The sequence below is a fragment of the Clostridioides sp. ZZV14-6009 genome, from assembly GCF_020658095.1.
Lineage (GTDB): Bacteria > Bacillota > Clostridia > Peptostreptococcales > Peptostreptococcaceae > Clostridioides.
Map to the genome: position 1 here is coordinate 1 of NZ_JAGWDG010000015.1, position 23789 is coordinate 23789.

Annotated in this window: 21 protein-coding genes and 2 pseudogenes; 20 read left to right on the forward strand and 3 right to left on the reverse strand. The window is 29.8% G+C overall.

The genetic code is table 11. The features are described from left to right. Positions 1-340 precede the first annotated feature (340 nt). The 8 genes from KGF36_RS15615 to KGF36_RS15650 all read left to right on the forward strand — a co-directional run bounded on the left by KGF36_RS15615 (position 341) and on the right by KGF36_RS15650 (position 8210). Complete coding sequence (locus KGF36_RS15615) at positions 341-1000, forward strand: response regulator transcription factor (RefSeq protein WP_227828260.1); 660 nt, start codon at positions 341-343, stop codon at positions 998-1000. A 196-nt stretch (positions 1001-1196) separates the two neighbouring features. Beyond that, positions 1197-2255, forward strand: coding sequence for a lysylphosphatidylglycerol synthase transmembrane domain-containing protein (locus KGF36_RS15620; RefSeq protein WP_227828261.1), 1059 nt, complete (start codon positions 1197-1199; stop codon positions 2253-2255). A 244-nt stretch (positions 2256-2499) separates the two neighbouring features. Then, positions 2500-4644: a formate dehydrogenase subunit alpha gene (gene fdhF / locus KGF36_RS15625; RefSeq protein ID WP_227828262.1), complete on the forward strand. Its 2145-nt coding sequence runs from the start codon at positions 2500-2502 to the stop codon at positions 4642-4644. Between the two features lie 47 nt (positions 4645-4691). Further along, the gene (fdhD, locus tag KGF36_RS15630) at positions 4692-5525 is read left to right on the forward strand and encodes a formate dehydrogenase accessory sulfurtransferase FdhD (RefSeq protein ID WP_227828263.1); all 834 of its coding nucleotides are present in this window, start codon (positions 4692-4694) and stop codon (positions 5523-5525) included. Positions 5526-5536: 11 nt separating this feature from the next. Then, positions 5537-5710 carry a hypothetical protein gene (locus KGF36_RS15635; RefSeq protein ID WP_227828264.1) on the forward strand — a complete coding sequence of 58 codons (174 nt, stop codon included), beginning with the start codon at positions 5537-5539 and terminating at the stop codon, positions 5708-5710. 36 nt (positions 5711-5746) lie between these two features. Next, a complete protein-coding gene (locus KGF36_RS15640; protein WP_227828265.1) occupies positions 5747-6298 on the forward strand; it encodes a 4Fe-4S dicluster domain-containing protein in 552 nt (183 codons plus the stop codon). 20 nt (positions 6299-6318) lie between these two features. Then, positions 6319-7695 carry a [FeFe] hydrogenase, group A gene (locus tag KGF36_RS15645; RefSeq protein ID WP_227828266.1) on the forward strand — a complete coding sequence of 459 codons (1377 nt, stop codon included), beginning with the start codon at positions 6319-6321 and terminating at the stop codon, positions 7693-7695. Further along, positions 7695-8210: a 4Fe-4S dicluster domain-containing protein gene (locus KGF36_RS15650; protein WP_227828267.1), complete on the forward strand. Its 516-nt coding sequence runs from the start codon at positions 7695-7697 to the stop codon at positions 8208-8210. Before KGF36_RS15645 ends, KGF36_RS15650 begins: the two co-directional genes overlap by 1 nt. 83 nt (positions 8211-8293) lie before the next feature. Here the strand turns inward: KGF36_RS15650 and KGF36_RS15655 are convergent, their stop codons facing one another. Beyond that, positions 8294-9577 carry a conjugated bile salt MFS transporter gene (locus KGF36_RS15655; protein WP_227828268.1) on the reverse strand — a complete coding sequence of 428 codons (1284 nt, stop codon included), beginning with the start codon at positions 9575-9577 and terminating at the stop codon, positions 8294-8296. A 193-nt stretch (positions 9578-9770) separates the two neighbouring features. Here KGF36_RS15655 and KGF36_RS15660 point away from each other — a divergent pair, with 193 nt between their 5' ends. From KGF36_RS15660 to clpX, 10 genes and pseudogenes are all read left to right on the forward strand, one after another. Beyond that, complete coding sequence (locus tag KGF36_RS15660; protein WP_227828269.1) at positions 9771-10193, forward strand: DUF3783 domain-containing protein; 423 nt, start codon at positions 9771-9773, stop codon at positions 10191-10193. Positions 10194-10367: 174 nt separating this feature from the next. Beyond that, positions 10368-10484, forward strand: a pseudogene (locus KGF36_RS15665) (transposase); the annotation flags it as partial. After that, positions 10478-10741, forward strand: a pseudogene (locus KGF36_RS15670) (RNA-guided endonuclease TnpB family protein); the annotation flags it as partial. The pseudogenes KGF36_RS15665 and KGF36_RS15670, both read left to right, overlap by 7 nt. Before the next feature lie 196 nt (positions 10742-10937). Next, positions 10938-11876, forward strand: coding sequence for a phosphoglycerate dehydrogenase (locus KGF36_RS15675; RefSeq protein ID WP_227828270.1), 939 nt, complete (start codon positions 10938-10940; stop codon positions 11874-11876). Between the two features lie 186 nt (positions 11877-12062). Continuing rightward, a complete protein-coding gene (ligA, locus tag KGF36_RS15680; RefSeq protein WP_227828271.1) occupies positions 12063-14087 on the forward strand; it encodes an NAD-dependent DNA ligase LigA in 2025 nt (674 codons plus the stop codon). A 155-nt stretch (positions 14088-14242) separates the two neighbouring features. Next, positions 14243-15592, forward strand: a complete 1350-nt coding sequence (gene rph / locus KGF36_RS15685) for a ribonuclease PH (protein WP_227828272.1) — start codon at positions 14243-14245, stop codon at positions 15590-15592. Continuing rightward, complete coding sequence (locus KGF36_RS15690) at positions 15592-16062, forward strand: metallophosphoesterase (protein ID WP_227828273.1); 471 nt, start codon at positions 15592-15594, stop codon at positions 16060-16062. The genes rph and KGF36_RS15690 overlap by 1 nt, the downstream gene beginning before the upstream one ends. Positions 16063-16255: 193 nt before the next feature. Beyond that, entirely contained in the window at positions 16256-17542 is a 1287-nt protein-coding gene (gene tig / locus KGF36_RS15695) for a trigger factor (protein ID WP_227828274.1), read from the forward strand. A gap of 150 nt (positions 17543-17692) precedes the next feature. After that, a complete protein-coding gene (clpP, locus tag KGF36_RS15700) occupies positions 17693-18277 on the forward strand; it encodes an ATP-dependent Clp endopeptidase proteolytic subunit ClpP (protein WP_227435751.1) in 585 nt (194 codons plus the stop codon). A gap of 18 nt (positions 18278-18295) precedes the next feature. Then, the gene (clpX, locus tag KGF36_RS15705) at positions 18296-19546 is read left to right on the forward strand and encodes an ATP-dependent Clp protease ATP-binding subunit ClpX (RefSeq protein WP_227842457.1); all 1251 of its coding nucleotides are present in this window, start codon (positions 18296-18298) and stop codon (positions 19544-19546) included. A 60-nt stretch (positions 19547-19606) separates the two neighbouring features. Here the strand turns inward: clpX and KGF36_RS15710 are convergent, their stop codons facing one another. Both KGF36_RS15710 and KGF36_RS15715 read right to left on the reverse strand, forming a co-directional pair. After that, entirely contained in the window at positions 19607-20137 is a 531-nt protein-coding gene (locus tag KGF36_RS15710) for a chromate transporter (RefSeq protein ID WP_227842455.1), read from the reverse strand. Next, positions 20125-20637, reverse strand: coding sequence for a chromate transporter (locus KGF36_RS15715; protein WP_227435756.1), 513 nt, complete (start codon positions 20635-20637; stop codon positions 20125-20127). Before KGF36_RS15715 ends, KGF36_RS15710 begins: the two co-directional genes overlap by 13 nt. A 171-nt stretch (positions 20638-20808) precedes the next feature. Between KGF36_RS15715 and lon the strand changes: the two genes are divergently transcribed. After that, positions 20809-23172, forward strand: coding sequence for an endopeptidase La (gene lon / locus KGF36_RS15720; protein WP_227828276.1), 2364 nt, complete (start codon positions 20809-20811; stop codon positions 23170-23172). Next, positions 23162-23773: a ribosome biogenesis GTP-binding protein YihA/YsxC gene (gene yihA, locus KGF36_RS15725; RefSeq protein ID WP_009891775.1), complete on the forward strand. Its 612-nt coding sequence runs from the start codon at positions 23162-23164 to the stop codon at positions 23771-23773. Before lon ends, yihA begins: the two co-directional genes overlap by 11 nt. The last annotated feature ends 16 nt before the right edge of the window (positions 23774-23789 follow it).

Below are 23789 nucleotides of genomic sequence, written 5' to 3' on the forward strand. Positions count from 1 at the left end.
TCCGTTAGATTTATACATAAAAACTAACACCTCCTACACATAATCTATCATTCGTAGTGTTAGGTTGCAAGTATTATCCTGACTTTTATTTATATTAAGACCTTGCCTTTCATCCTCACATCTAAAGAAGGGGGCTTTTCGGCAATTTTATTGTAAAATAAATATTAAGCGTTTAAAATATAAAATTTTTATGTTTGAAGTGTTAAAATGATTTTGTTGTAAAATATTAATTAATCGTTGTAAGTTATAATATAATAGTATGAGATTTTATATAAATTTATAAAGATATAATTAAATATATAAATTAAAGTGTAATTAAACATGTAATGGAGGTGTTAGTGTGTCTAAGATACTAGTAGTAGATGATGAATTAGATATGTTAAAGTTAATTGAAAATATATTAAAGAGAGATGGGCATGAAGTAAAGGTAATTAGTGATGTAGAAAATATTCTTGATATTGACTATAATCCTTTTAATCTAATAATATTAGATGTAATGATGCCTAAAATGGATGGTTTTGAAGTATGTAAAAATATAAGAAATAAGGTTGATTGCCCAATATTGTTTTTGACAGCTAAAAATATGGAAAGTGATGTTATGTATGGTCTTGGTATAGGGGCTGATGATTATATTACAAAGCCTTTTGGTGTAGGTGAGTTAAGAGCCAGAATAAATGCTCATTTGAGAAGAGAAAATAGAGAGAAAAAAAATTCATTAACTATATCAAATGTTCAATTTAATTTTTTGGGAAAAGAAATTTCTGTTGATAATAATAAGATAAATTTTACTAAGAGTGAGTATCTAATATGTGAATTTCTAGCAAAAAATAAGGGACAAGTCTTTTCAAAAGAAAGAATATATGAGCATGTATATGGATTTGATGGAGAAAGTGATATAAGTGTTATTACAGAACACATAAAAAATATACGAAGCAAGTTTAAATCTTATGATATTTATACAATAGAGACTGTATGGGGGATAGGATATAAGTGGGTATAATACTCAGTGCAAATACTGTATATATCTACAAAATGTTTGTAAAATATTAATCTATATATTAAAATTTAATTTATAGATTAATATTTTTTGTAAATGACAAAATTGTAAGGTATTTTGTTATAAAATATTAATATTAGTAGTGTATACTAATAATATTGTGTTTAATATAAATCTTGAGCAAAGGATGGTTTTTCTAATGGATAAACTAAAAAATATTAGGAAGAGCTTACTACAGTATACATTTTTATTTTTACTAATAGGTATAACAATTTACTTGGTATTTAAAACATTAGATATTAAGATGTTATCAAATGTTATAACTATGGTAGATAAAAAGTTTTTATTTGTAGGGGCTCTGGCAATAATGTCTCACATAATGCTTGAAGGATTAGTAATGAAGATAATTATAGAAAGTACTCACAAAGTCAATATTAGATTTATTGGTTTCAAGCTAGCCATTATGGGATTTTATTATAATCTAATAACTCCATTTGCTTCAGGAAGCCAACCAGTACAGATATATGTACTTAAAAAATGCAAAATGCCACTTAGTAAAGCAAGTGCAGTTGTTACAAATAAGTCTATTATTTTTCAAATAGTAGTTACTGTTTATTGCACAATATTAGTATTAATGAATCTAGCTATGCTAGAAAAACAAATGAAAGTAATCATGCCCTTAGTGTTTCTAGGAATAGCAATTAATTCATTTGTTTTAATTATGATAATTTTAGTTATTTTAAATCCTCAAAAAATAAAATATTTTATGAGAGTTTCAATAAAGTATTTAGCAAAAATTAAGTTTTTAAGATTCCTAGAGAGTAAAGTAGACTCTATAGAAAATTTTATAGATGATTATAGTAAAGCAATAAGTTTTTTTGCTAAAAATAAAAAAGTATTGATTTTAACTATTATAGTGACTTTTATTCAATTAAGTGCTTACTTTAGTGTTTCTTTTTGGATATATAAAGCATTTAATTTACAAGGTTATAGCTATATTTATATATTAACACTACAAGCTTTTTTATATATGGCAATATCACCAATACCAACACCTGGTAATGTAGGAGCTAATGAATTAGCATTTTTCACTATATTTAAATCAGTATTCCCTCAACCTCTAATGGGTTATGCAGTATTTTTATATGGTGGATTTATGTACTATTTGATTCTGATTGGAAGTGGTATCTTTACTGTAATCACTCACTATAGAATGAAAAATAGAATTGGTAGAAATGCCGTTTTAAGTGAAAATTAGATAAATCTAAATAAGCATATATTAAAAAATATGTCATAAGAACTATAATATTTTAATTAGATGATTAAAATATAAGAATTATTATGACATATTTTTTTTGAAATTTAAAAGGAATTGTGAGAAAATTGTTGAATTTAATAGATAATATTGCAAAATATTTGTAAATTTTGCATATTATAAAAATACTTCATTATCTTTAAGGTAAATTTTACTCATCAGGGGATAAATCTAAGGGGGGAAATGTATGGAGAAGAAAATTTTAACAGTTTGTCCATACTGTGGAGCTGGATGCCAATTATATCTAGTAGTAAAAGATAACAAGATATTAAGAGCAGAGCCAGCTGATGGTAGAACAAATCAAGGAAGTTTATGTTTAAAAGGTCGTTATGGATGGGATTTTCTAAATGACCCTAAAATTTTAACACCTAGACTAAAAAAACCAATGATAAGAAAACAAGGTGTGCTAGAAGAGGTTGAATGGGATGAAGCTATAAGTTATACAGCTTCAAGATTAAACGAAATTAAAGAAAAATATGGTCCTGATTCTATTATGGGGACTGGTTCTGCAAGAGGACCTGGTAATGAAGCAAACTATATAATGCAAAAATTTATGAGAGCTACAATAGGAACCAATAATGTTGACCATTGTGCTCGTGTCTGACATGCACCATCTGTAGCCGGTCTGGCTTACTCATTAGGTAGTGGTGCAATGTCTAATTCTATACCAGAAATAGAAAACGCAGATGTTTTATTTATATTTGGATATAATGGAGCAGATTCACATCCAATAGTTGCAAATAGAATAATTAAAGCTAAGAAAAATGGAGCTAAGTTAATTGTTACTGACCCTAGATTAACTGAGTCTGCAAGAATTGCTGATATACATCTACCTATAAAGGGTGGAACAAATATGGTTTTAGTAAATGCTTTTGGAAACGTTTTAATAGAAGAAGGTCTCTACAATAAAGACTTTGTTCAAAACCATACACAAGGATTTAATGAGTACAAAGAAATTGTTAAACCATATACAGCTAAATATGCTGAGAAGATGACAGGAATTCCAGAAGAGCTTATAAGAAGAGCTATGAGAGAATATGCAAAAGGTAAGAAGGCCATGATACTTTATGGAATGGGTGTCTGTCAATTTGGTCAAGCTGTTGATGTAGTTAAAGGGCTTGCCTCAATTGCTCTACTTACAGGCAATTTTGGTAGAGAAAGCGTTGGAATAGGGCCTGTACGTGGACAAAATAATGTTCAAGGAGCTTGTGATATGGGAGCTCTTCCTAATGTATATCCTGGTTATCAAAATGTAACTGATGATAAGATAAGAGAAAAATTTGAAAATGCTTGGGGAGTAAAGTTATCTCCTAATAATGGATATAGTTTAACTCAAGTTCCAAATTTAGTGTTAAAAGAGAAGAAGCTTAAAGCTTATTATATATTTGGGGAAGACCCAGTACAAAGTGACCCAGATGCATCAGAAGTTAGAGAGGCTTTAGACGAGTTAGAGTTTGTTGTTGTTCAAGATATATTTATGAATAAGACAGCTCTTCATGCTGATGTTATACTTCCAGCTACTTCTTGGGGCGAACATGATGGAGTATATACATGTGCAGATAGAGGATTCCAATTGATGAGAAAAGCTATAGAGCCACAAGGAGATGTAAAACCAGACTGGCAAATTATAAGTGAAATTTCTACAGCAATGGGATATCCTATGAACTATAAAAATACTAAAGAAATATGGGATGAACTTAGAGCATTATGTCCAAATTTCTTAGGCGCTACTTATGAAAAAATAGAGGCTCAAGGTTCTGTTCAGTGGCCTTGTAAGAGTGAAAGCATGGAAGACAAAGGAACTATGTATCTATATGAAGGACAAAAATTCTCTACTCCTAATGGAAGAGGTAATTTATTTGCTGCAGAATGGAGACCTCCTATGGAAGTTGAAGATGATGAATATCCATTTAGTTTATGTACTGTAAGAGAAGTTGGTCATTATTCAGTAAGAACTATGACTGGTAACTGTAGAACACTTAGTTCATTAGAAGATGAGCCAGGCCGTGTTCAAATAAATTGTAATGATGCAGATAGATTAGGAATTGAAGATGATGAATTAGTTAGAATTAGTTCAAGAAGGGGAAGTGTAATCACAAGAGCAACAGTAACTGATAGAGTTAAAGAAGGAGCGACATATATGACTTATCAGTGGTGGGTTGGAGCTTGTAACGAGCTTACAATAGCAAATTTAGACCCTATATCTAAAACACCAGAATACAAGTATTGTGCTGTTAAACTTGAAAAACTTGATGACCAAGAGTTAGCAGAGAAATGTGTAAGAGAAGAATATCAAAGTCTTAAAGATAAAATGACTGCCACAAATGTTTAGTAGTTATTAGATTGAGGGTTTATAGAAGGCGAAAGGGTAAATATCTTATGGAGAATATATACTCAAAAACTAAGTCACAAGAAAATAGTAAAGATGAAGTTTTTGAAAACAGTTATAGTTTGGTAGATTATAAATACATGAATTCTTTTAAGTTAGAAATAAGCAAAATAAATGAATATAATTTATCTAATGAATATGAAGAAATAATTGCAGAATATCCACTTAGCTTTATTTTAAATGATAAATACATAAATACATTTTTATGTACACCATATAATTTAAAAGAGCTTGTAGTTGGTTTTTTGAGAACAAAGGGATATATAGAAAATAAAAAAGACATATTAGATATAGAAATAAATGATAAGGAACGGGTTACAAAAGTAACTATTCAAGAGAAACATGATGATGAAGAGGAACAAATTATATTTTTAAACTCACTAGACTATATAAGGTGTACTCCTGTAGAGAGTAATATAAAAATAAATTATGATGAGATTTACAGTATAATGGATAAAAACTTAAATTCGTCAGAATTATTTAAAAATACGGGTGGAGTACACAGTGTATCCATATTTGATAATGATAAAAAAATAGTGACCTGTGAAGATGTAGCAAGGCATAACGCAATGGATAAAGCAATAGGATTTTGTGTTTTAAATGAAATATCATTAAAAAATAAGACTGTAGTTGTAAGTGGGAGAATATCTTTAGAGATGATACTAAAGGCAGCTATGACTCAAATCCCTATTGTAATATCAAAATCAGCACCAACTAATTTATCAATAGAGCTTTCTAAAAAATTAAATATAACTCTTATTGGATTTGTAAGAGGAAGACGAATGAATATCTATGCAAATTCACAGAGAGTTATCAAAAAGTGAGACTGAAGCGTATGTGTGCTAATAAAGAAGAGAAAAAATATTCAAGATGTGAAGTGTGTGGAGTAGTAATTGATGATACTGACAAAGTATATGCCAATAAGTATAATTTGTGTAAAAATTGCAAGCGAAATATAAGTATTGAAAAAACACTAAAATATATAAATATATATAATAAAAATAACTAGGGACTTAGAAATATACAAATTGAAAGGTGGGATAATATGAATAATAAAATAGGCTCTTTTGTAATAGCAGACCCAAGTAAATGTACTGGTTGCAGAACTTGTGAAGTAGCTTGTTTTACGATGCATAACCAACATAATAATGTAGGATATACGGTTGGGACAGTTGACATACCAGTTATACCTAGACTTTATTTAGTAAAAGGTGATACTTTCTGTATGCCAATACAATGTAGACACTGTGAAGATGCTCCTTGTCTAAATTCATGTCCACAAAAAGCTATAAACAAAGAGAACAACGTCATGTTTGTTAATGAAGAAAAATGTATAGGGTGTAAAACTTGTCTCCTAGCATGTCCTTTTGGAGCTATAGATTTACTTCCACAATATAAAGATGGGAAAGAAGTAGAACAAGTAATTTTGGAAGAAAATAAAAAAATAGCATATAAGTGTGATTTATGTAAAGACAACGAAAAAATAGCTTGTATAAGCGCATGTCCTCAAGATGCATTAAAACTTGTTACTCCAATAGATGACAAAAAAGCTAAGAATAGACAAGCTGCACTTAGCTTATTGTTGACAAATAAATAAAGGATAAAGGGGTGACGTTTATGATAATAAATATAGATAAAGATTTATGTACTGGATGCAGAGAATGTTCAAAGGTATGTCCAGTAAATGCTATTGAGGGGGAAGAAGGAAAACCACAAGAAATAAACTTAGATAGATGTGTTATGTGTGGTCAATGTGTTCAAATTTGTAAATCTTATGCTTCAGTTATAGATGAAGGATTTGAGTTTTTGAAAGATAAAAAACAAGAACGAAAAATACCAGAATCAATAAATGAACCTATATTCGCAGCACATAATGTATGTGATGTAGATAGGGTAAAAAAAGCTTTGAGTGACCCAGATGTATTTACCATGGTTCAATGTGCACCAGCAGTTAGAGTAGCTTTAGGAGAGGATTTTGGATACTATCTAGGATATTTAGGTGCTGGAAAAATGGCAGCAGCACTTAGAGCATTAAATTTTGATAGAGTTTATGATACTAATTTCGCAGCGGATTTAACTATAATGGAAGAAGGTAGTGAGTTAATTAAGAGAGTTACAGAAGGTGGAACTCTTCCAATGTTTACATCTTGTTGTCCAGCTTGGGTTAAATTTATAGAAAAAAATTATCCTAAATTAACTAATCACTTATCTTCTTGTAAATCACCTCAGCAGATGGGTGGTGCAATATTTAAGACATATGGCGCAGAAATAAATAATGTGGATGCATCTAAAATATTTAGTGTTTCTATAATGCCATGTACATGTAAAAAGTATGAATGTGATAGAGAAGAGATGGATTCTAGTGGATATAGAGATGTAGATGTAGTGTTAACTACTAGAGAGCTAGCTTACCTAATAAAAGACATGGGAATTGATTTTAAAAATTTAGGAGAAGAAAAGTTTGACAGCCCTTTAGGTAGTTACAGTGGAGCTGGAACTATATTTGGTGTTACTGGTGGAGTTATGGAAGCAGCTATAAGAACAGGTTATGAGCTTATAACTGGAGAAAGTATACCTAATGTAGAAGTAAAACAAGTAAGAGGAGAAAGTGGTTTTAGAAAATCAACTATTAAGGTAGGAGATTTAGACTTAAGAGTTGGTGTAGTAAGTGGACTGAAAAATGTAATACCAGTACTTGAAGATTTAGAAAAAGGAAAGTTGGATATAGATTTTATAGAGGTTATGACTTGTCCTGTTGGATGTGTAAGTGGTGGAGGTCAGCCAAAAATTTTACTAGAAGAATATAAAGACTTAGCCTATGAAAATAGAACAAAAGCAACATATGTGCATGACGAACACTTGGCAATTAGAAAATCTCATGAAAATCCTGACATCAAAAAATTATATGATGAATATCTAGTAGAGCCATTAGGAGAAAAATCTCATCATTTATTACACACTACATATTGTATAGGAAAGGAAGTGGCTAAGTAATGAATTATTTTGTTATAGCAGACCCTGATAAGTGCATAGGATGTAGAACTTGTATGATAGGATGTGTGGTTGCACATTCAGATGAAGATATTTTTTACAAAAGTCCAGATGAGATAAACTTTAACCCAAAACTTTCTGTCATAAAAACAAAGGAAGTTAGTGCTCCAATACAATGTAGACATTGTGAAGATGCTCCTTGTGCAAAGGCCTGTCCAAATGGAGGTATAGTTAGGGTGGGTAATACAATAAAAATAAATGAAGAAAATTGTATAGGATGTAAGACTTGTATGCTGGCATGTCCTATAGGAGCGATAGATATAGTTACACTAAAAGATGTAGATAAAGGAAAGCTTTGCTTTAGAGAAAGAATGACAGCAAACAAATGTGATTTTTGTATAGATTCACCAGAAGGACCAGCATGTGTAAATGTATGTCCAACAAAAGCATTTACTATAGTTAAAGATGAGGATATAGATAACACTGTTAAAAATAAAAGAAAGTTAGCTATATTATAATATAATTAATAAAAAGATGGAGTTCTAGTTGTTATTAGAGCCTCCATCTTTTTTGTATAATTTTTATAGAAATTAAGAATTAATTATTGTGCTAACTTATCTAACCTATCCTTATTTAGCTTTGCCATTCCCATAGAAGCTGTGATAAGTAAAGCATAAGCGACTATAACTGATAAAATTATAATAGACCAAGAGAATTTATAACCAAAATTATCAACGAGTAATCCAAATAATGTTGAACCAAGTGCAAATCCAATTGCAAAAATTAACTGAACAATCCCAAAAATACTGCCAAACTCCTTTTGACCAAAGAAAGTGCCTGTTAAATAAGCAGGTCCAATCATATAAGCAAATACAGAAAGACCCTTTAAAATAGCAAATACAAATGCAAGATTAGCAGATGTATCAACAAATAGTAGTGATAAAGTAGCCATAAGTACAAATATAAAAGATATAATCAGTGTTTTTATCTGACCAAATTTATCAAATAATAATCCTCCAAATAAATTACCAATAAGAGCAAATAAGGCAAAAGTAGAACCTACTGTTCCTATTAAAATTGGATTTATATAATTTCTAAGGTAGGTTGGATATTGTACAGATAATGATGAAACATATATACCTACAAAAGCAAATCCAATTGTCATAATCCAAAAATATTTATTCTTTCTAGCTTCTTTTAATGTATAACCCCATACTGAAGGGGAATTTTTATTAGATGTTTTGTCATTTTTTATTTTAGAGCTTATTTTCTCATTAGTATCTTTAGGCATTTTAAGCATAAATAATGTTACAGGTATACCAACTATTAGTGCTACAATCCCAAATATTAGATAAGAACGGCTGTATCCTTGAGATGCTAATGAGCGAACTACAAGTTGTTGTAGAAATATACTACCAATAGAGCCACCAGCAAAAGCAAATCCCATAGCTTTTCCTTTACTTTTTTCATCAAACCAAGCACTTATTAAAATTGGTATTCCTATCGCAGATATAATTGTAGCTCCAATTTGTACAATGCATGATACCGTATAAAATTGCCATAGTTCAGTACATATAGAAAATGTAGCAAAAGCAATGCTAGAAATTATACAGCCTAATAAATATAATATCTTAATATTGACCTTAGAAAATAATTTACCTATAAATGGTGATGCAATTGCTGAAGCAATAGTACCAAAAGTAAATATTAGAGAAAAAGATGCTAAGCTAAAACCTTCTCCTTCTACAACATAACTTATAAACTGGGGCTGTATACTTGCTACAATACTAAATGGTATAGCTTGTATCAACATACAACCAAGTACTATAATCCAAGCAGATGAAAAGTTTTTAATGCTAAAATTCTTGTTTAGTAGTGTCTTCATGGTATCATATCTCTCCTTTAGATTATAATTTGTAAATATTAATCTAATTATTCTAATTTTATATATTAGTTTTGGATAGTTGAATTAGTTATATGTAATTTGGGGTATTAATATAAAAATTATCTGTAAAAATTGATTATTTTAAATAGATAGGGTAAATTAAAATATATAGATAAATGAAAGGATGGATAAAATGTCATTTGAAAAAATAAATAATAATAATCTAGATAAAATACACAGCAGGAAGTGTATTATGTTTGTAAATTTTAATAAAAAAGAATTATCATTAATTAAAAATGTTAGTAATTTTGCTGGAATAAGAGACCATATCATTTTAAGTGATAAAAATGGTGAAAACATAGTAAGAGACATTTTGGATGGGAATATATCAAGTGAATGTGATAATGGAATTAAAAGTAAGTCTGTAATATTTAATAATATTTCCAGTACACAAGTAAATGCATTTTTAGAAGGATTGAAAAAAGTAAGAATAAATAGACCTTTTACAGCAATGGTAACTGAGACATCTATTGATTGGACATTAAATAATTTAATAGAAAATTTAGTTCAAGAACGCAATGCTATGTCTTCAGGAAAAACAATTGAGCATAAGTAAATTAGTTTTTAGAACCATCTTCTAATAAATTTAACCTCCTATGGCGAAATTCCTTTTCCTCGCCATAGGAGGTGGAGGATGTAAACCTAACCGATAGGTTATTTATTTTACTTGATTTTCAAAAATGTATTGTATTATAAAATCAGTAGTAAAAACTGAAAGGAAGTAATTACAATGAAATTAGATAGTAATAATCATTCAGTATTTTTGTTACACTATCACTTAGTTATGTGTATAAAATATAGAAGAAAAGTAATAGATAACTCTATATCAGATAGACTAAAAGAAATCATAAGTTAGCGAAAGCTATAAGCGAAGCAAGTTGGCCGGAGTTCAGAAGAATGTTAGAATATAAAGCTAATTGGTATGGTAGAGAAATAATAGTAGCAGATAAGAATTTCGCATCTAGTCAATTATGTTCTAAATGTGGATATAAAAATCCATTAGTGAAGAACTTAGGACTAAGAGAATGGGAATGTCCAGAGTGTGGAGCATTCCACGATAGAGATATCAATGCAAGTATCAATCTACTAAACTTAGCCATATAAATGGTAATCATAAGGGTTAGGAACTAGCCTAATAGCTTGGAGATACTGATAACAATAGTTATCTTGACCAAGAAGCCACCACTTCAAACATTACCGTAGGTAGTTAAGTGTATGGTAGTTCACCTAATATGTGTTAAGTATCATATTATACTGTAAGATATAAAAATCTTAATACAAGTGGATGGAGGAAAGTAAAATGAAAGTATTATTTACAATAAATTATGGAGAAGAAAAATTTAAAAAAATAAATGAATTAGGATATGATGTTATACATTATTCCGAAGATAGTATAGAAAATAATGAAGATGTAAACACTGCAGATGTGCTAGTTACATATAATCCTTTTGACAGATTAGATATTTCTAAAATGGAAAATTTAAAATATATACAAACAACAAGTGTAGGTATAGACCAAATCCCAAAAGAAGATGTGTTAAAAAGAGATATCAAGGTAGCTAATAATAGGGGAGGGTATAGTATACCTATTGGTGAAAGCATCGTTATGTATATTTTAGAAATTTATAAAAATAGTGCAAAATTTTTTAAACAACAGCAAAATAAAGAATGGAAAATGGATTTTTCTGTATCAGAATTATATGGTCAAAGGGTTGGATTTCTTGGAACAGGAACTATATCATCAGAAGCAGCTAAAAGGTTAAAGGCCTTTGGTGTAGAAATATGGGGAGTCAATACTGATGGAAGCAACAAAAAATACTTTGACAAGTGTTTTTCTACTGAAGATATGGATGTTGTATTTAAGGAATGTGATATATTAGTTGTAGCAATGCCTTCTACAAAGAGTACAGATGGAATAGTAAATAAAGATATGTTTAACCTTATGAAAGAAGGTTCTGTATTTATTAATGTAGGTAGAGGAAACACAGTTAATCAGAAAGATTTAGAAGATTGTGTAGAGAAGTTTAGAGGTGTAGCATTAGATGTATTTGAAAGTGAGCCTTTAAGTAAAGATAATAAACTATGGGAAAGTGAAAATGTTATAGTAACTCCTCATAACTCTTGGGTGTCTGATAAAAATAAAGAGAGAACATTTAATATGGTCTATAATAATTTAAAACATTATATAATAGAAAATAAACCTGTAGATAATGTTGTTGATATATCAAAAGGTTATTAAATATGTAAAAATTCTAATGAAAATAAAAAACTCTTATTAGTGTTATTAGAGATACTATAAGAGTTTTTTTTGTAATAAATTTAAAGTCAAAAAAGTGATATACTAAAAAATATATAAATAGGAAATAATTAATTATAGGGAAATTTTAAAATGATTCAATTTAAAAAATATGAAGAGGTGCTAAGAGTGAGCGTTAAAAATGAAATTAATAAACTTATAGAACAAATAAACTATCATAATGAAAGGTATTATAACCAAGATAGCCCAGAGATATCTGACTATGAATATGACAAGCTAATGAAAGAACTAATATCTTTGGAAGAACAAAATCCAGAACTAAAGAGAATTGATTCTCCAACAAATAGAGTAGGAGGTAAGCCATTAGATAAATTTAATCAAATTGTACATAAAACTCCTATGCTGAGTTTATCAAATGCTTTTTCAGAGCAAGATTTGAGAGATTTTGATAAGAGAGTTCAGGAATATGTGGGAGATAGTGTTGAATATGTTGTTGAATTTAAGATAGATGGGCTTTCAGTAGGTCTTACCTATAATAATGGAGCATTTGAAAAAGGAGCAACTAGAGGTGATGGAGTCGTAGGAGAAGACATTTCTCAAAATTTAATGACTGTCAAAAGTATACCTCTTAAAATAGATGAAAAAAAAGAGTTAATAGTTAGAGGAGAAGTATATATATCAAAAGATAATTTTAGAAAAGTGAATGAACAACAAGAAGAACAGGAACAACCACTATTTGCTAACCCAAGAAATCTTGCAGCAGGTTCATTAAGACAACTAGACTCGAAATTAACTGCAAAGAGACCATTAGATATATTTGTATTTAATATGGAAAATATAGAAGATTATACTTTAGAGAGTCATAGTGAATCCTTAGAATATTTAGAAAAACTAGGTTTTTCAGTAAGTCAAAGTTATAAAGTTTGTAAAAATATAGATGAAGTTATTGAACATATTGAACATTGGACAGAAAATAGAGGTAATTTAGAATACGAGATAGATGGAATGGTAATAAAAGTAAATAATATAAAACAAAGGGAAGAGATGGGATATACTGCAAAGAGTCCAAGATGGGCAATTGCATATAAATTTCCAGCAGAAAAGAAAAAAACTAAAATAGTAGATATAATAGTAGAAGTTGGAAGAACTGGTACAATAACACCATCAGCAGTACTTGAACCAGTTAGACTTGCTGGGACTACCGTAAGTAGAGCAACACTTCATAATGAAGACTATATAAAAGAGAAAGACATAAAAATAAATGATACAGTATTGGTTCAAAAAGCAGGAGATATAATACCTCAAGTTTTAGAAGTTATAAAAGAAGCTCGTACTGGAGAAGAAGTAGATTTTAAAATGCCAGAAAAATGTCCTGTTTGTTCAGAACCAACAGTAAGATTAGAAGGAGAAGCTGCTGTAAAGTGTATAAATATGTCTTGTCCTGCTCAAATAAGAAGAGGGATTATACATTTTGTATCAAGAGATGCAATGAATATAGATGGTTTAGGAGAATCTATAATTACATTGTTGCTAAATGAAAAAATAATTCAAGATGTGTCTGATTTATATTATATAAAAAAGGAAGATGTAGTTGATTTAGAAAGAATGGGTGAAAAATCTGCTGATAATTTAATAAATTCAATAGAAAAGTCAAAAGAAAATGATTTATGGAGACTTATAAATGGTTTGGGAATTAAATTTATAGGTGTTAAGGCAGCTAAGATACTTGCCTCAAAATTTAAAGATTTAGATGATGTGATTTCTGCAACAAGTGAGCAATTAGAAGATTTAGAAGAATTTGGGGGTATAATGGCAAATAGTGTTGTTGAGTTTTTTAAGGAAGATAAAAATATAAATGTCATAGAAAAACTAAAAAGTGTAGGAGTAAATACAAAATCATTAGAGAATACAGGTGAAACAGTAGAAAGAATATTTGAAGGAATGAAAATAGTATTGACTGGTACACTTCCTACATTAAAAAGAAATGATGCAAAAGATATGATAGAAAAAAGAGGTGGCAAAGCTACATCTAGTGTAAGTAAATCGACAACTTTTGTTTTAGCTGGAGAAGAAGCTGGCTCTAAACTTACAAAAGCAAATGATTTAGGAATTAAAGTTATAGATGAAGAGAGATTTTTAGAATTATTAACTTTATCATCGAAAGATGAAGTAAAAGCTGTATTAGAGGGCTAAAAAGTCATTTAATTTAGTAGAAAACTACTATAATTAATGATAGAATAGTTCAGTAAGCTATCAGATTATGAAAAATGACATTATAGAAGATTAATAAACTTAAAACTTATAAAAATAAATTTATAAAATATAAAGAATTAAGAAAGGATATAAAAATGATCAGAAGTTATGATAGAACTAATGAACAGATAAGACCTGTAAATATTACTAGAAATTATACAAAGTATGCAGAAGGTTCTGTTCTTATAGAAATGGGAGAGACAAAGGTTATATGTACTGCATCAGTGGAAGAAAAAGTACCTCCTTTTTTGAGAAATAGTGGTACTGGATGGATAAATGCTGAATATTCAATGTTACCAAGGGCAACTCAACAGAGAAAAATAAGGGACGCATCTAGAGGAAAAATCGACGGAAGAACTCAAGAAATACAGAGGTTAATAGGAAGGGCAATAAGGTCTGTTATAGACTTAAATAAACTAGGAGAAAGAACTATTTGGGTAGATTGTGATGTGATTCAAGCTGATGGTGGAACTAGAACTGCATCTATAACGGGGGCGTTTGTAGCAGTTGCTGAAGCAATCTATAAATTATATAAAGCAAAAACATTAAAAGAAATGCCAATAACAAATTTTGTATCTGCAATTAGTGTTGGAATAGTAAATGAAACCCATATGCTAGATTTATGTTACGAAGAAGATTCTAAAGCACAAGTAGATATGAATATAATAATGACTGACAAGTGTGAGTTTGTAGAAGTACAGGGTACTGGTGAAGAGAAACCTTTTTCAAGAAAAGATTTAAATTTATTGTTAGAGTTAGGAGAAAAAGGGAATAAAGAACTAATAAGACTTCAAAGAGAAGTTTTAGGTGAAATAGCAGATGAGATATTAGGAATGGATTATGGTAATGAAGTAGTGATTGCTACTAATAATGCTCATAAGCTAGAAGAAATAGGTGAAATCTTAAAGGATTTTGAATATGAGGTGTATTCTCTAAAAGATGTTGATTTAGCAGGTATAGAAATAGTAGAGGATGGAAAAACATTTGAGCATAATGCATTAATAAAGGCTAGAACAATAGCTAGAAAAACTAAACTTATAGCTATAGCTGATGATTCTGGCTTAGAGGTAGATGCTTTGGGAAAAAAACCAGGTGTTTATTCAGCTAGATATGCAGGAGAGCATGCTACAGATGAAGAAAATAGAGAAAAGCTATTAAAAGCCATGCAAAATGTGCCAATGAGTAAAAGAAATGCAAGATTTGTCTCTGCAATAGCAGTAGTTTTTCCAGATGGAAAAGAATTTGTAGTGAGAGGAATTTGTGAAGGAATGATAGGCTTTGAAGAAAAGGGCAAAAATGGCTTTGGATATGATAGCTTATTTATAGTAAAAGGATATAATAAAACCTTTGGTGAAATACCTAGTGTTATAAAAAATTCAATCAGCCACAGAGCAAATGCACTAAAAATTATGAAACAAGAGTTTATGAAAAGGGTAGTGAAGTAATGAAAATAGGCATAATAAGTGATACACATATGATGATTAAAAATATGGAAAAGACAATACCATATTTAGAAGAATGTGACTTAATAATTCATGCAGGAGACAACTTTACAGACTCAAGATATCTTCATAATATGACTAAGGTTGGAATTATTGCAGTTAAAGGAAATTGTGATTTTGATGCTATAGAAGAAGAAATTGTCTTTGAAGTAGCAAATAAAACTATATTTTTATGCCACGGAGATAAGTATGGTGTAAAATATGGCACACAAATGTTAGAAAATAAGGCTGCTGAGGTTAATGCTGACATAGTTATATTTGGTCATACTCATACTCCATTTAGAGAAATTAAAAATGGTGTGCTTTACATAAATCCTGGAAGTACTTCACTTCCAAGAGGAGTATCGTATAAGAGTTTTGTAATTATGGAGATAGAAGAAGAGGACATAAATATAGAGGAAATACGCATATAAAGGTGTATTTATCCAAAAAAATGGCAAAAAACACTCAAAAAATTAAATTTTATCAAATAAGTACAACGATATTAATGGAACACTTGTAAATAAAAAAACTTATGTGATATAATTAAGTGGTTGAATTATAAATAGAATGAATTATGATACCATTATCGGGTATTACATAAATATCACTAGGAGGATTAGAAGGATGAAAGCAGAACTAATTAAAAAAGAGGGTAATAAAGTTACTTTAAAAATAACAGTAGATAACAATAAATTTGAAGCAGCAGTAAATAAGGCTTATAATAAAAGCAAAGGCAAATATAATATACCTGGATTCAGAAAAGGTAAAGCTCCAAGAATTGTTATAGAAACTCAATATGGAAAAGGTATCTTCTATAATGATGCTATAGAAGTGTTATTCCCAGAAGTTTATCCAGAAGCTATCAAGGAATTAGATATAGATCCAATAGACAATCCAGATTTAGATATAGAAGAAATAAGCAAAGACAATGGATTAGTTATGGTTCTTAATGTTGAAGTTAAACCAGAGTTTGAATTAGGAAACTATAAGGGTATAGAAGTAGCTAAGGTTGAGAATACTGTAAGTGATGAAAATGTTGAAGCTAAATTACAAGAAATGGTTGAAAAAAATGCTAGATTAGTAAGTGTTGAAGACAAAGCTTTAGAAGATGGCGATACAGCTATAATAGACTTTGAAGGTTTTGACAATGGTGTAGCTTTTGATGGTGGTAAAGGTGAAAATTATAACTTAGTTATAGGTTCAAACACATTTATACCAGGATTTGAAGAGCAATTAGTAGGTAAAAAAGCTGGAGAAGAAGTTGAAGTTAATGTTACTTTCCCAGAAGAATACCACTCAGAAGATTTAGCTGGAAAGCCAGTTGTATTTAATGTAAAAGTAAATGATGTAAAAGTAAAAGAATTATCTGCATTAGATGATGAATTTGCTAAAGATACTAGTGAATTTGATACTTTAGATGAATTAAAAGCAGATGTAAGAGCTAAATTAGAAGAAGAAGCAAAAAATAAAGCAGATGCAGAAATTAGAAATTCAGTAGTAGAAAAAGTTGCTGAAAATACAGAAATAGAAATACCAGAAGTTATGGTAGAGCATCAAATAGATAATATGTTAAACGAACTTAACTACCAATTACAATATCAAGGATTTGGATTACAACAATTACTAGAGATGACTGGTAGAACTATGGAAGAATTAAGAGAAGAAAGAAAAGAAGATGCTAAAAAATTAGTTAAATCTTCACTAGTATTGGAAGCAATAACTAAAGCTGAAGGAATTGAAGCAACAGAAGAAGAATTTAAAGCTGAATTAGAAAAAATGGCTTCTGCTTACAATATGGAAGTAGAAAAAATAGAAACTACTTTAAGAGATGCTGATAAGGAAGATATAAAAGGACAAATAAAAATAAGAAAGACAATAGACTTATTAGTTGAAAGTGCAACAATAGCTTAATAAAATAACCGCTATAACTAATATGGTTGACGTTATAGAATGTTTAGTATATAATGTTGTGCAAATATAATTTAGTTAAATGCGTAAAATAATTTACAGTAGCTTAAAAAAGCTACTGTAAATTATATAGAATAAAGGGGGTATGAAACCATGGCATTAGTACCTGTAGTTGTTGAACAAACAGGAAGAGGAGAAAGATCTTATGATATCTTCTCTAGACTATTAAAGGACAGAATAATCTTCTTAGGAGATCAAGTTAATGATGCCACAGCAGGGCTTATAGTAGCACAGCTATTATTCTTAGAAGCTGAAGACCCAGACAAAGATATACATTTATATATAAATTCTCCAGGAGGAAGTATAACTTCTGGAATGGCTATATATGATACTATGCAATACATCAAACCAGATGTAAGTACTATATGTATAGGTATGGCTGCTTCTATGGGAGCATTCTTGTTGGCAGCAGGAGCAAAAGGAAAAAGACTAGCACTACCAAATAGTGAGATAATGATACATCAACCATTAGGTGGAGCTCAAGGTCAAGCAACAGATATAGAAATTCACGCAAAGAGAATTTTAAAAATAAAAGAAACTTTAAATGAAATATTATCTGAAAGAACTGGTCAGCCATTAGAGAAAATAAAAATGGATACTGAACGTGATAACTTCATGAGTGCATCAGAAGCCAAGGAATATGGCTTAATAGATGAAGTATTTACAAAGAGACCGTAGATAGAGAGAGGTGTTAATATGTCTAAATACGAAGAGAAACGACAATTAAAGTGTTCATTCTGCGGTAAAAATCAAGATCAAGTAAGAAGATTAATTGCAGGTCCAAATGTATACATTTGTGATGAGTGTGTTGAACTTTGTGACGAAATTATTCAAGAAGAAATAGAAGATACTATAGATGAAGATACTACATCTTTACCAAAACCAAAAGAAATGATGAATATCTTAAATGATTATGTAATAGGTCAAGAAAAAGCTAAAAAAGCTTTATCAGTTGCGGTTTACAATCATTACAAGAGAATATATAGTAAAAAGTCTAGTAGCAAGGATATAGAAATCCAAAAGAGTAATATACTTTTATTAGGACCTACAGGTTCTGGTAAGACGTTATTAGCACAGACTTTAGCTAGAACTTTAAATGTACCTTTTGCAATGGCAGATGCTACATCACTAACAGAGGCTGGATATGTTGGAGAAGATGTTGAAAATATACTTTTAAAACTTATTCAAGCTGCTGATTTTGATATAGAAAAAGCTGAAAGAGGTATAATATATATAGATGAGATAGATAAGATTGCAAGAAAATCTGAAAATCCATCTATAACTAGAGATGTTAGTGGAGAGGGTGTTCAACAAGCTCTTTTAAAAATATTAGAAGGCACTGTTGCAAATGTCCCACCACAAGGAGGAAGAAAACATCCTCATCAAGAATTTTTAAAGATAGATACTACTAATGTATTATTTATATTAGGTGGAGCTTTTGATGGGCTAGAAAGAATAATCCAAAAACGTGGTGGAGATAAGACACTAGGGTTTGGAGCTAAGATAGAAAGTAAAAAAGAATTAGATTTAGGGAAGTTATATGAAAAAGTACTTCCAGAGGATTTATTAAAGTATGGTATAATACCTGAATTTATAGGAAGAATACCAGTTTTAGCTACTTTAGAATTACTGGATGAAGATGCATTAATGCAAATACTACAACAACCTAAAAATGCTCTAGTAAAGCAATATAAGAAATTATTAGAGTTAGATGATGTTGAGCTAGAATTTGAAGACGATGCTCTTCGTGCAATAGCTAAAAAGGCTATAGAAAGAAATACAGGAGCTAGAGGACTTAGAAGTATAGTTGAAAGTGTAATGATGGAAACTATGTTTGAAGTACCATCTAGAGATAATATAAAGAAGGTTATAGTAACAGAGAAATCTGTGAACGAAGACTCAGTAAATCCTATCATAGTACTTAAGGATCAAGAGGAAAGTGCATAAGATGATGAAAAGGAGCTTTAAAAGGCTCCTTTTTTTATGCTAATATGAAATTAGGTATTATTATGATAAAAATGTGAGTAGAATACCTATAATACCAAAGACGAATACAATTGCAATAGAGCCAATTTTCCCTTTATATAGAAGGTAGAATGATACTGCAAATGCGATTATTCCATATAAGTCCCAACTAACTTCTTTTGCAGATGAAAAAGCGGCTGACAGTATAAAACCTAAAGTAATTGGTCTAAGTACCATTAATAAATTTTCTACTTTTTTATTATTTTTGAACTTAGCAAATAACTTTGATATAATGGTTAAGCCTACTAATGCAAATATTGTAACACCGATAGTTGCAGATAGAGAACCAAAAAAACCAGCAGTTTTAAATCCTACAAATGTAGCACTATTTATTGCTACAGGACCTGGTGTAGATTGCGATATAGCAAGTAAATCTAAGAATTCTTGATTAGTTATAAGGTGGTATTTAGATATAAATTCTTGTTGAATAAATGGTAGCATAGCATACCCACCACCAAAACTAAATGCTCCTATTTTAAGGAATATTAAGAAGAGTAGTGTTATTTCTGACATAGACTATATACACCTCCTCCAATTATTAAATAAATAGGACTTATATTGAATACACCAACAGATAAAACTGCTATAATTAATAGTAGTATGTTAGTTTTAGACTTTGGCAGTTTCTTAAACATGCTCGTAAAAGAATACAATATAAGAGCTATTACTACAGGCGCAACTCCTTTAAAAAATCCATCTAAAATTTTAGATGAGGAATTTTTAAAATATAAATATGACAACACTAAGACTATACAAAATGACGGTAGAGCAGAGCCTAGGGTACATATAAGAACTCCTGGTATACCATAAAGCTTATATCCTAATAATACAGAGATATTAATTGCTAGTACTCCAGGATAACTTTGAGCTATGGATAGATAATCGATAAATTCTTCCTGCTCTAAAAGTTTTTGTTTGTTTACAAGTTCATCTTGTATAAGAGGAACCATAGCGTATCCACCACCAAATGTAAACGCACCAATTTTTAAAAAGGTTAAAAACAATTTCAACATAATAGAAACCTCCAAAAGATAAATAACATCTAAGTATACTAACACTAATATTATATCATAATAAAATAATAATATAATATGCTAAGAAGTTATCATTAATGTTGAAAATTAACATGTGCAAATATATAATATAAAATGCAAAATAATTAGACTAGAAAAGGAGTAATGTTGATGGAACAAAATTATACTAAAATAGATCATGAATTACCATTAATCCCTTTGAGGGGATTAGCAATATTTCCATATATGATATTAAATTTTGATATAGGAAGAGAAATATCTCTTAAAGCTTTAGACCAAGCTATGATGGATGAAGAGCTTATATTTTTAACATCTCAAAAAGAAGCAGATGTTGATGAACCAGGTGAAGAGGATTTTTATCATGTAGGAACAATTTGTAAAGTTAAACAAATGATAAAATTACCAGGAGATACAGTTCGTGTCTTGGTTGAGGGTGTATCAAGAGGTAGAGTAAAAAAAATAGAGCAAGAAGAAGGATACTTTAGAGCAGTAATAGAAGAAATTGTTTTTGATAGTGATAATTTAGATAGTGAAACAGAAGTTGAAATTGAAGCATTTGTAAGAAATGTATTTGATGCTTTTGAAGAGTATATAAACATTGGAAATAGAGTATCACCAGAAATATTAATATCTTTAGCTGATATAGAGGATGTAGATAGATTTATAGATACAATAGCTGCAAATATTTATCTAAAATCAAGTCAGAAGCAGGAAATATTAGAAGAATTTGATATTAAGAAAAGACTTGAACTTATATATTCTATATTACTAGAAGAGATAGATATATTAAAAATAGAAAAAAAGATAACTTTAAGAGTTAAAAAACAAATGAATAAAGTTCAAAAAGAATACTATCTTAGAGAGCAATTAAAAGCTATACAAAAGGAATTAGGTGAGGAAGAAGACATAAATTCTGAAGCAGATGAGTATAGAGAAAAGCTTAAAAAAATAAAAGCACCTAAAACTACTAAAGAGAAAATAGAAAAAGAAATTGATAAATTTTCAAAGATATCTTCAATGTCTCCAGATGTATCTGTAAGTAGAAATTATTTGGATACTATATTCTCATTACCATGGAATAAAGAAACAAAGGATAAACTAGATATAATTAAAGCACAAGCTATATTAGATGAAGACCATTATGGGTTGGAGAAGGTTAAAGAAAGAATATTAGAGTATTTAGCCATAAGAACTCTTGCTAAATCACTTAAAGGTCCTATAATATGTCTAGTTGGACCTCCAGGTACAGGGAAAACATCTATAGTAAAATCAATAGCTAGAGCATTAAATAGAAAATTTGTAAGAATATCTTTAGGTGGAGTTAGAGATGAAGCCGAAATAAGAGGACACAGAAGGACTTATGTAGGTTCTATTCCAGGAAGAATAATTAATGGAGTCAAAGAAGCTCAGACTAAAAATCCTGTGTTTTTATTTGATGAGATAGATAAAATGGCAGCAGATTATAAAGGTGACCCAGCTTCAGCTATGCTAGAAGTATTGGACCCAGAGCAAAATAAGGATTTTGTGGACCACTATTTAGAAATACCTTTTGATTTATCAAAGATACTATTTGTTACAACAGCAAATAGTTTAAGCAATATTCCAAGACCACTATTAGATAGAATGGAAGTAATAGAGGTATCTGGATATATAGAAGAAGAAAAATTAAATATAGCAAAACAATACTTACTTCCAAAACAAATTAAAGAGCATGCTTTAAAAGAGAATTTTATAAAAATGGACGATGAAACTTTAAGAAGTATAATAAATCATTATACAAGAGAAGCTGGAGTAAGAACATTAGAAAGAACTATTGGTAAAGTTTGTAGAAAAATTGCCAAAAAATATGTTGAGGACCCAACACTTGAAGAAGTTGTTGTAAATAAGTCTGACTTAGAAAAATATCTTGGAAAAGATATGTTTAAATACCAACTTGCAGAGATTAATCCTCAAATAGGGCTTGTAAATGGACTTGCATGGACAGCAGTTGGTGGAGTTACCCTTGAAGTAGAGGTAAATGTGCTTAAAGGAAAGGGTGAAATTGTATTAACTGGAAAACTAGGAGATGTTATGAAAGAATCTGCTAAGACAGGTATTTCTTATATAAGATCAATAGTGGACAGGTTTGATATAGACCCTGATTTTTATAAAACTAATGATATTCATATACACATTCCAGAAGGTGCTGTTCCAAAAGATGGGCCATCAGCTGGTATAACTATGGCACTTGCAGTAATTTCAGCACTTACTAAAAGACCTGTGCCAGGTAATATAGCTATGACAGGAGAAATAACTTTAAGAGGTAGAGTGTTAGCTGTAGGAGGAGTTAAGGAAAAACTATTAGCAGCTCATAGAGCTGGTATAACAAAAGTATTAATTCCTAAAGAGTGTGAAGCTGATTTAGATGATATACCAGAAAATGTAAAAGAGAAGATGGAGTTTGTACTTGTAGAGCATATGGATGAAGTATTAGAACAAGCTTTATTAAAGAGTGGTGAAAAAAATGAAAATTAGAAGTTCAGAGATAACTATGAGTGCTGTGAATAAATCACAGTATCCAGCAGAAGGCATACCAGAGATAGCACTAGCTGGTAGGTCAAATGTTGGAAAATCATCAATAATAAATACATTACTTAACAGAAGAAACTTTGCTAGAACTAGTCAAACACCAGGAAAAACTAGAACTATAAATTTCTATCTTATAAATAACGAATTTTATTTTGTAGACCTTCCAGGATATGGGTATGCTAAAATAGCCAAATCTGAAAAAGAAAAATGGGGAGGTATAATGGAACGATATCTAGAAAGTAGACAAGAACTATGCTCTATATTCCTACTTGTAGATATTAGACATGAACCTACAGCAGATGATAAACTTATGTACGAATGGATAAAACATTTTGGATATAACTGTGTAGTTATTGCAACTAAGGCAGACAAAATATCTAGAGGACAATATCAAAAGCATATAAGTATTATAAGAAAGAAATTGCAAATGGAGAGTAGTGAAAAAGTAATCCCTGTTTCTTCATTAAAAAAGACTGGTGTTGAAGAACTTTGGGAAGAAATTGTAAATCAATACAATCAACATGGATATGAAATAACAGTAGATTAATTTTAAGTGTTTATAT

Bases quoted from the DNA above. Each gene is read 5' to 3' on its own strand.
- KGF36_RS15620 (WP_227828261.1), top strand. From the start codon at position 1,197: ATGGATAAACTAAAAAATATTAGGAAGAGCTTACTACAGTATACATTT.
- fdhD (WP_227828263.1), top strand. From the start codon at position 4,692: ATGGAGAATATATACTCAAAAACTAAGTCACAAGAAAATAGTAAAGAT.
- KGF36_RS15635 (WP_227828264.1), top strand. From the start codon at position 5,537: ATGTGTGCTAATAAAGAAGAGAAAAAATATTCAAGATGTGAAGTGTGT.
- KGF36_RS15640 (WP_227828265.1), top strand. From the start codon at position 5,747: ATGAATAATAAAATAGGCTCTTTTGTAATAGCAGACCCAAGTAAATGT.
- KGF36_RS15645 (WP_227828266.1), top strand. From the start codon at position 6,319: ATGATAATAAATATAGATAAAGATTTATGTACTGGATGCAGAGAATGT.
- KGF36_RS15650 (WP_227828267.1), top strand. From the start codon at position 7,695: ATGAATTATTTTGTTATAGCAGACCCTGATAAGTGCATAGGATGTAGA.
- KGF36_RS15655 (WP_227828268.1), bottom strand. From the start codon at position 9,577: ATGAAGACACTACTAAACAAGAATTTTAGCATTAAAAACTTTTCATCT.
- KGF36_RS15660 (WP_227828269.1), top strand. From the start codon at position 9,771: ATGTCATTTGAAAAAATAAATAATAATAATCTAGATAAAATACACAGC.
- KGF36_RS15675 (WP_227828270.1), top strand. From the start codon at position 10,938: ATGAAAGTATTATTTACAATAAATTATGGAGAAGAAAAATTTAAAAAA.
- rph (WP_227828272.1), top strand. From the start codon at position 14,243: ATGATCAGAAGTTATGATAGAACTAATGAACAGATAAGACCTGTAAAT.
- KGF36_RS15690 (WP_227828273.1), top strand. From the start codon at position 15,592: ATGAAAATAGGCATAATAAGTGATACACATATGATGATTAAAAATATG.
- tig (WP_227828274.1), top strand. From the start codon at position 16,256: ATGAAAGCAGAACTAATTAAAAAAGAGGGTAATAAAGTTACTTTAAAA.
- clpP (WP_227435751.1), top strand. From the start codon at position 17,693: ATGGCATTAGTACCTGTAGTTGTTGAACAAACAGGAAGAGGAGAAAGA.
- clpX (WP_227842457.1), top strand. From the start codon at position 18,296: ATGTCTAAATACGAAGAGAAACGACAATTAAAGTGTTCATTCTGCGGT.
- KGF36_RS15710 (WP_227842455.1), bottom strand. From the start codon at position 20,137: ATGTCAGAAATAACACTACTCTTCTTAATATTCCTTAAAATAGGAGCA.
- KGF36_RS15715 (WP_227435756.1), bottom strand. From the start codon at position 20,637: ATGTTGAAATTGTTTTTAACCTTTTTAAAAATTGGTGCGTTTACATTT.
- lon (WP_227828276.1), top strand. From the start codon at position 20,809: ATGGAACAAAATTATACTAAAATAGATCATGAATTACCATTAATCCCT.
- yihA (WP_009891775.1), top strand. From the start codon at position 23,162: ATGAAAATTAGAAGTTCAGAGATAACTATGAGTGCTGTGAATAAATCA.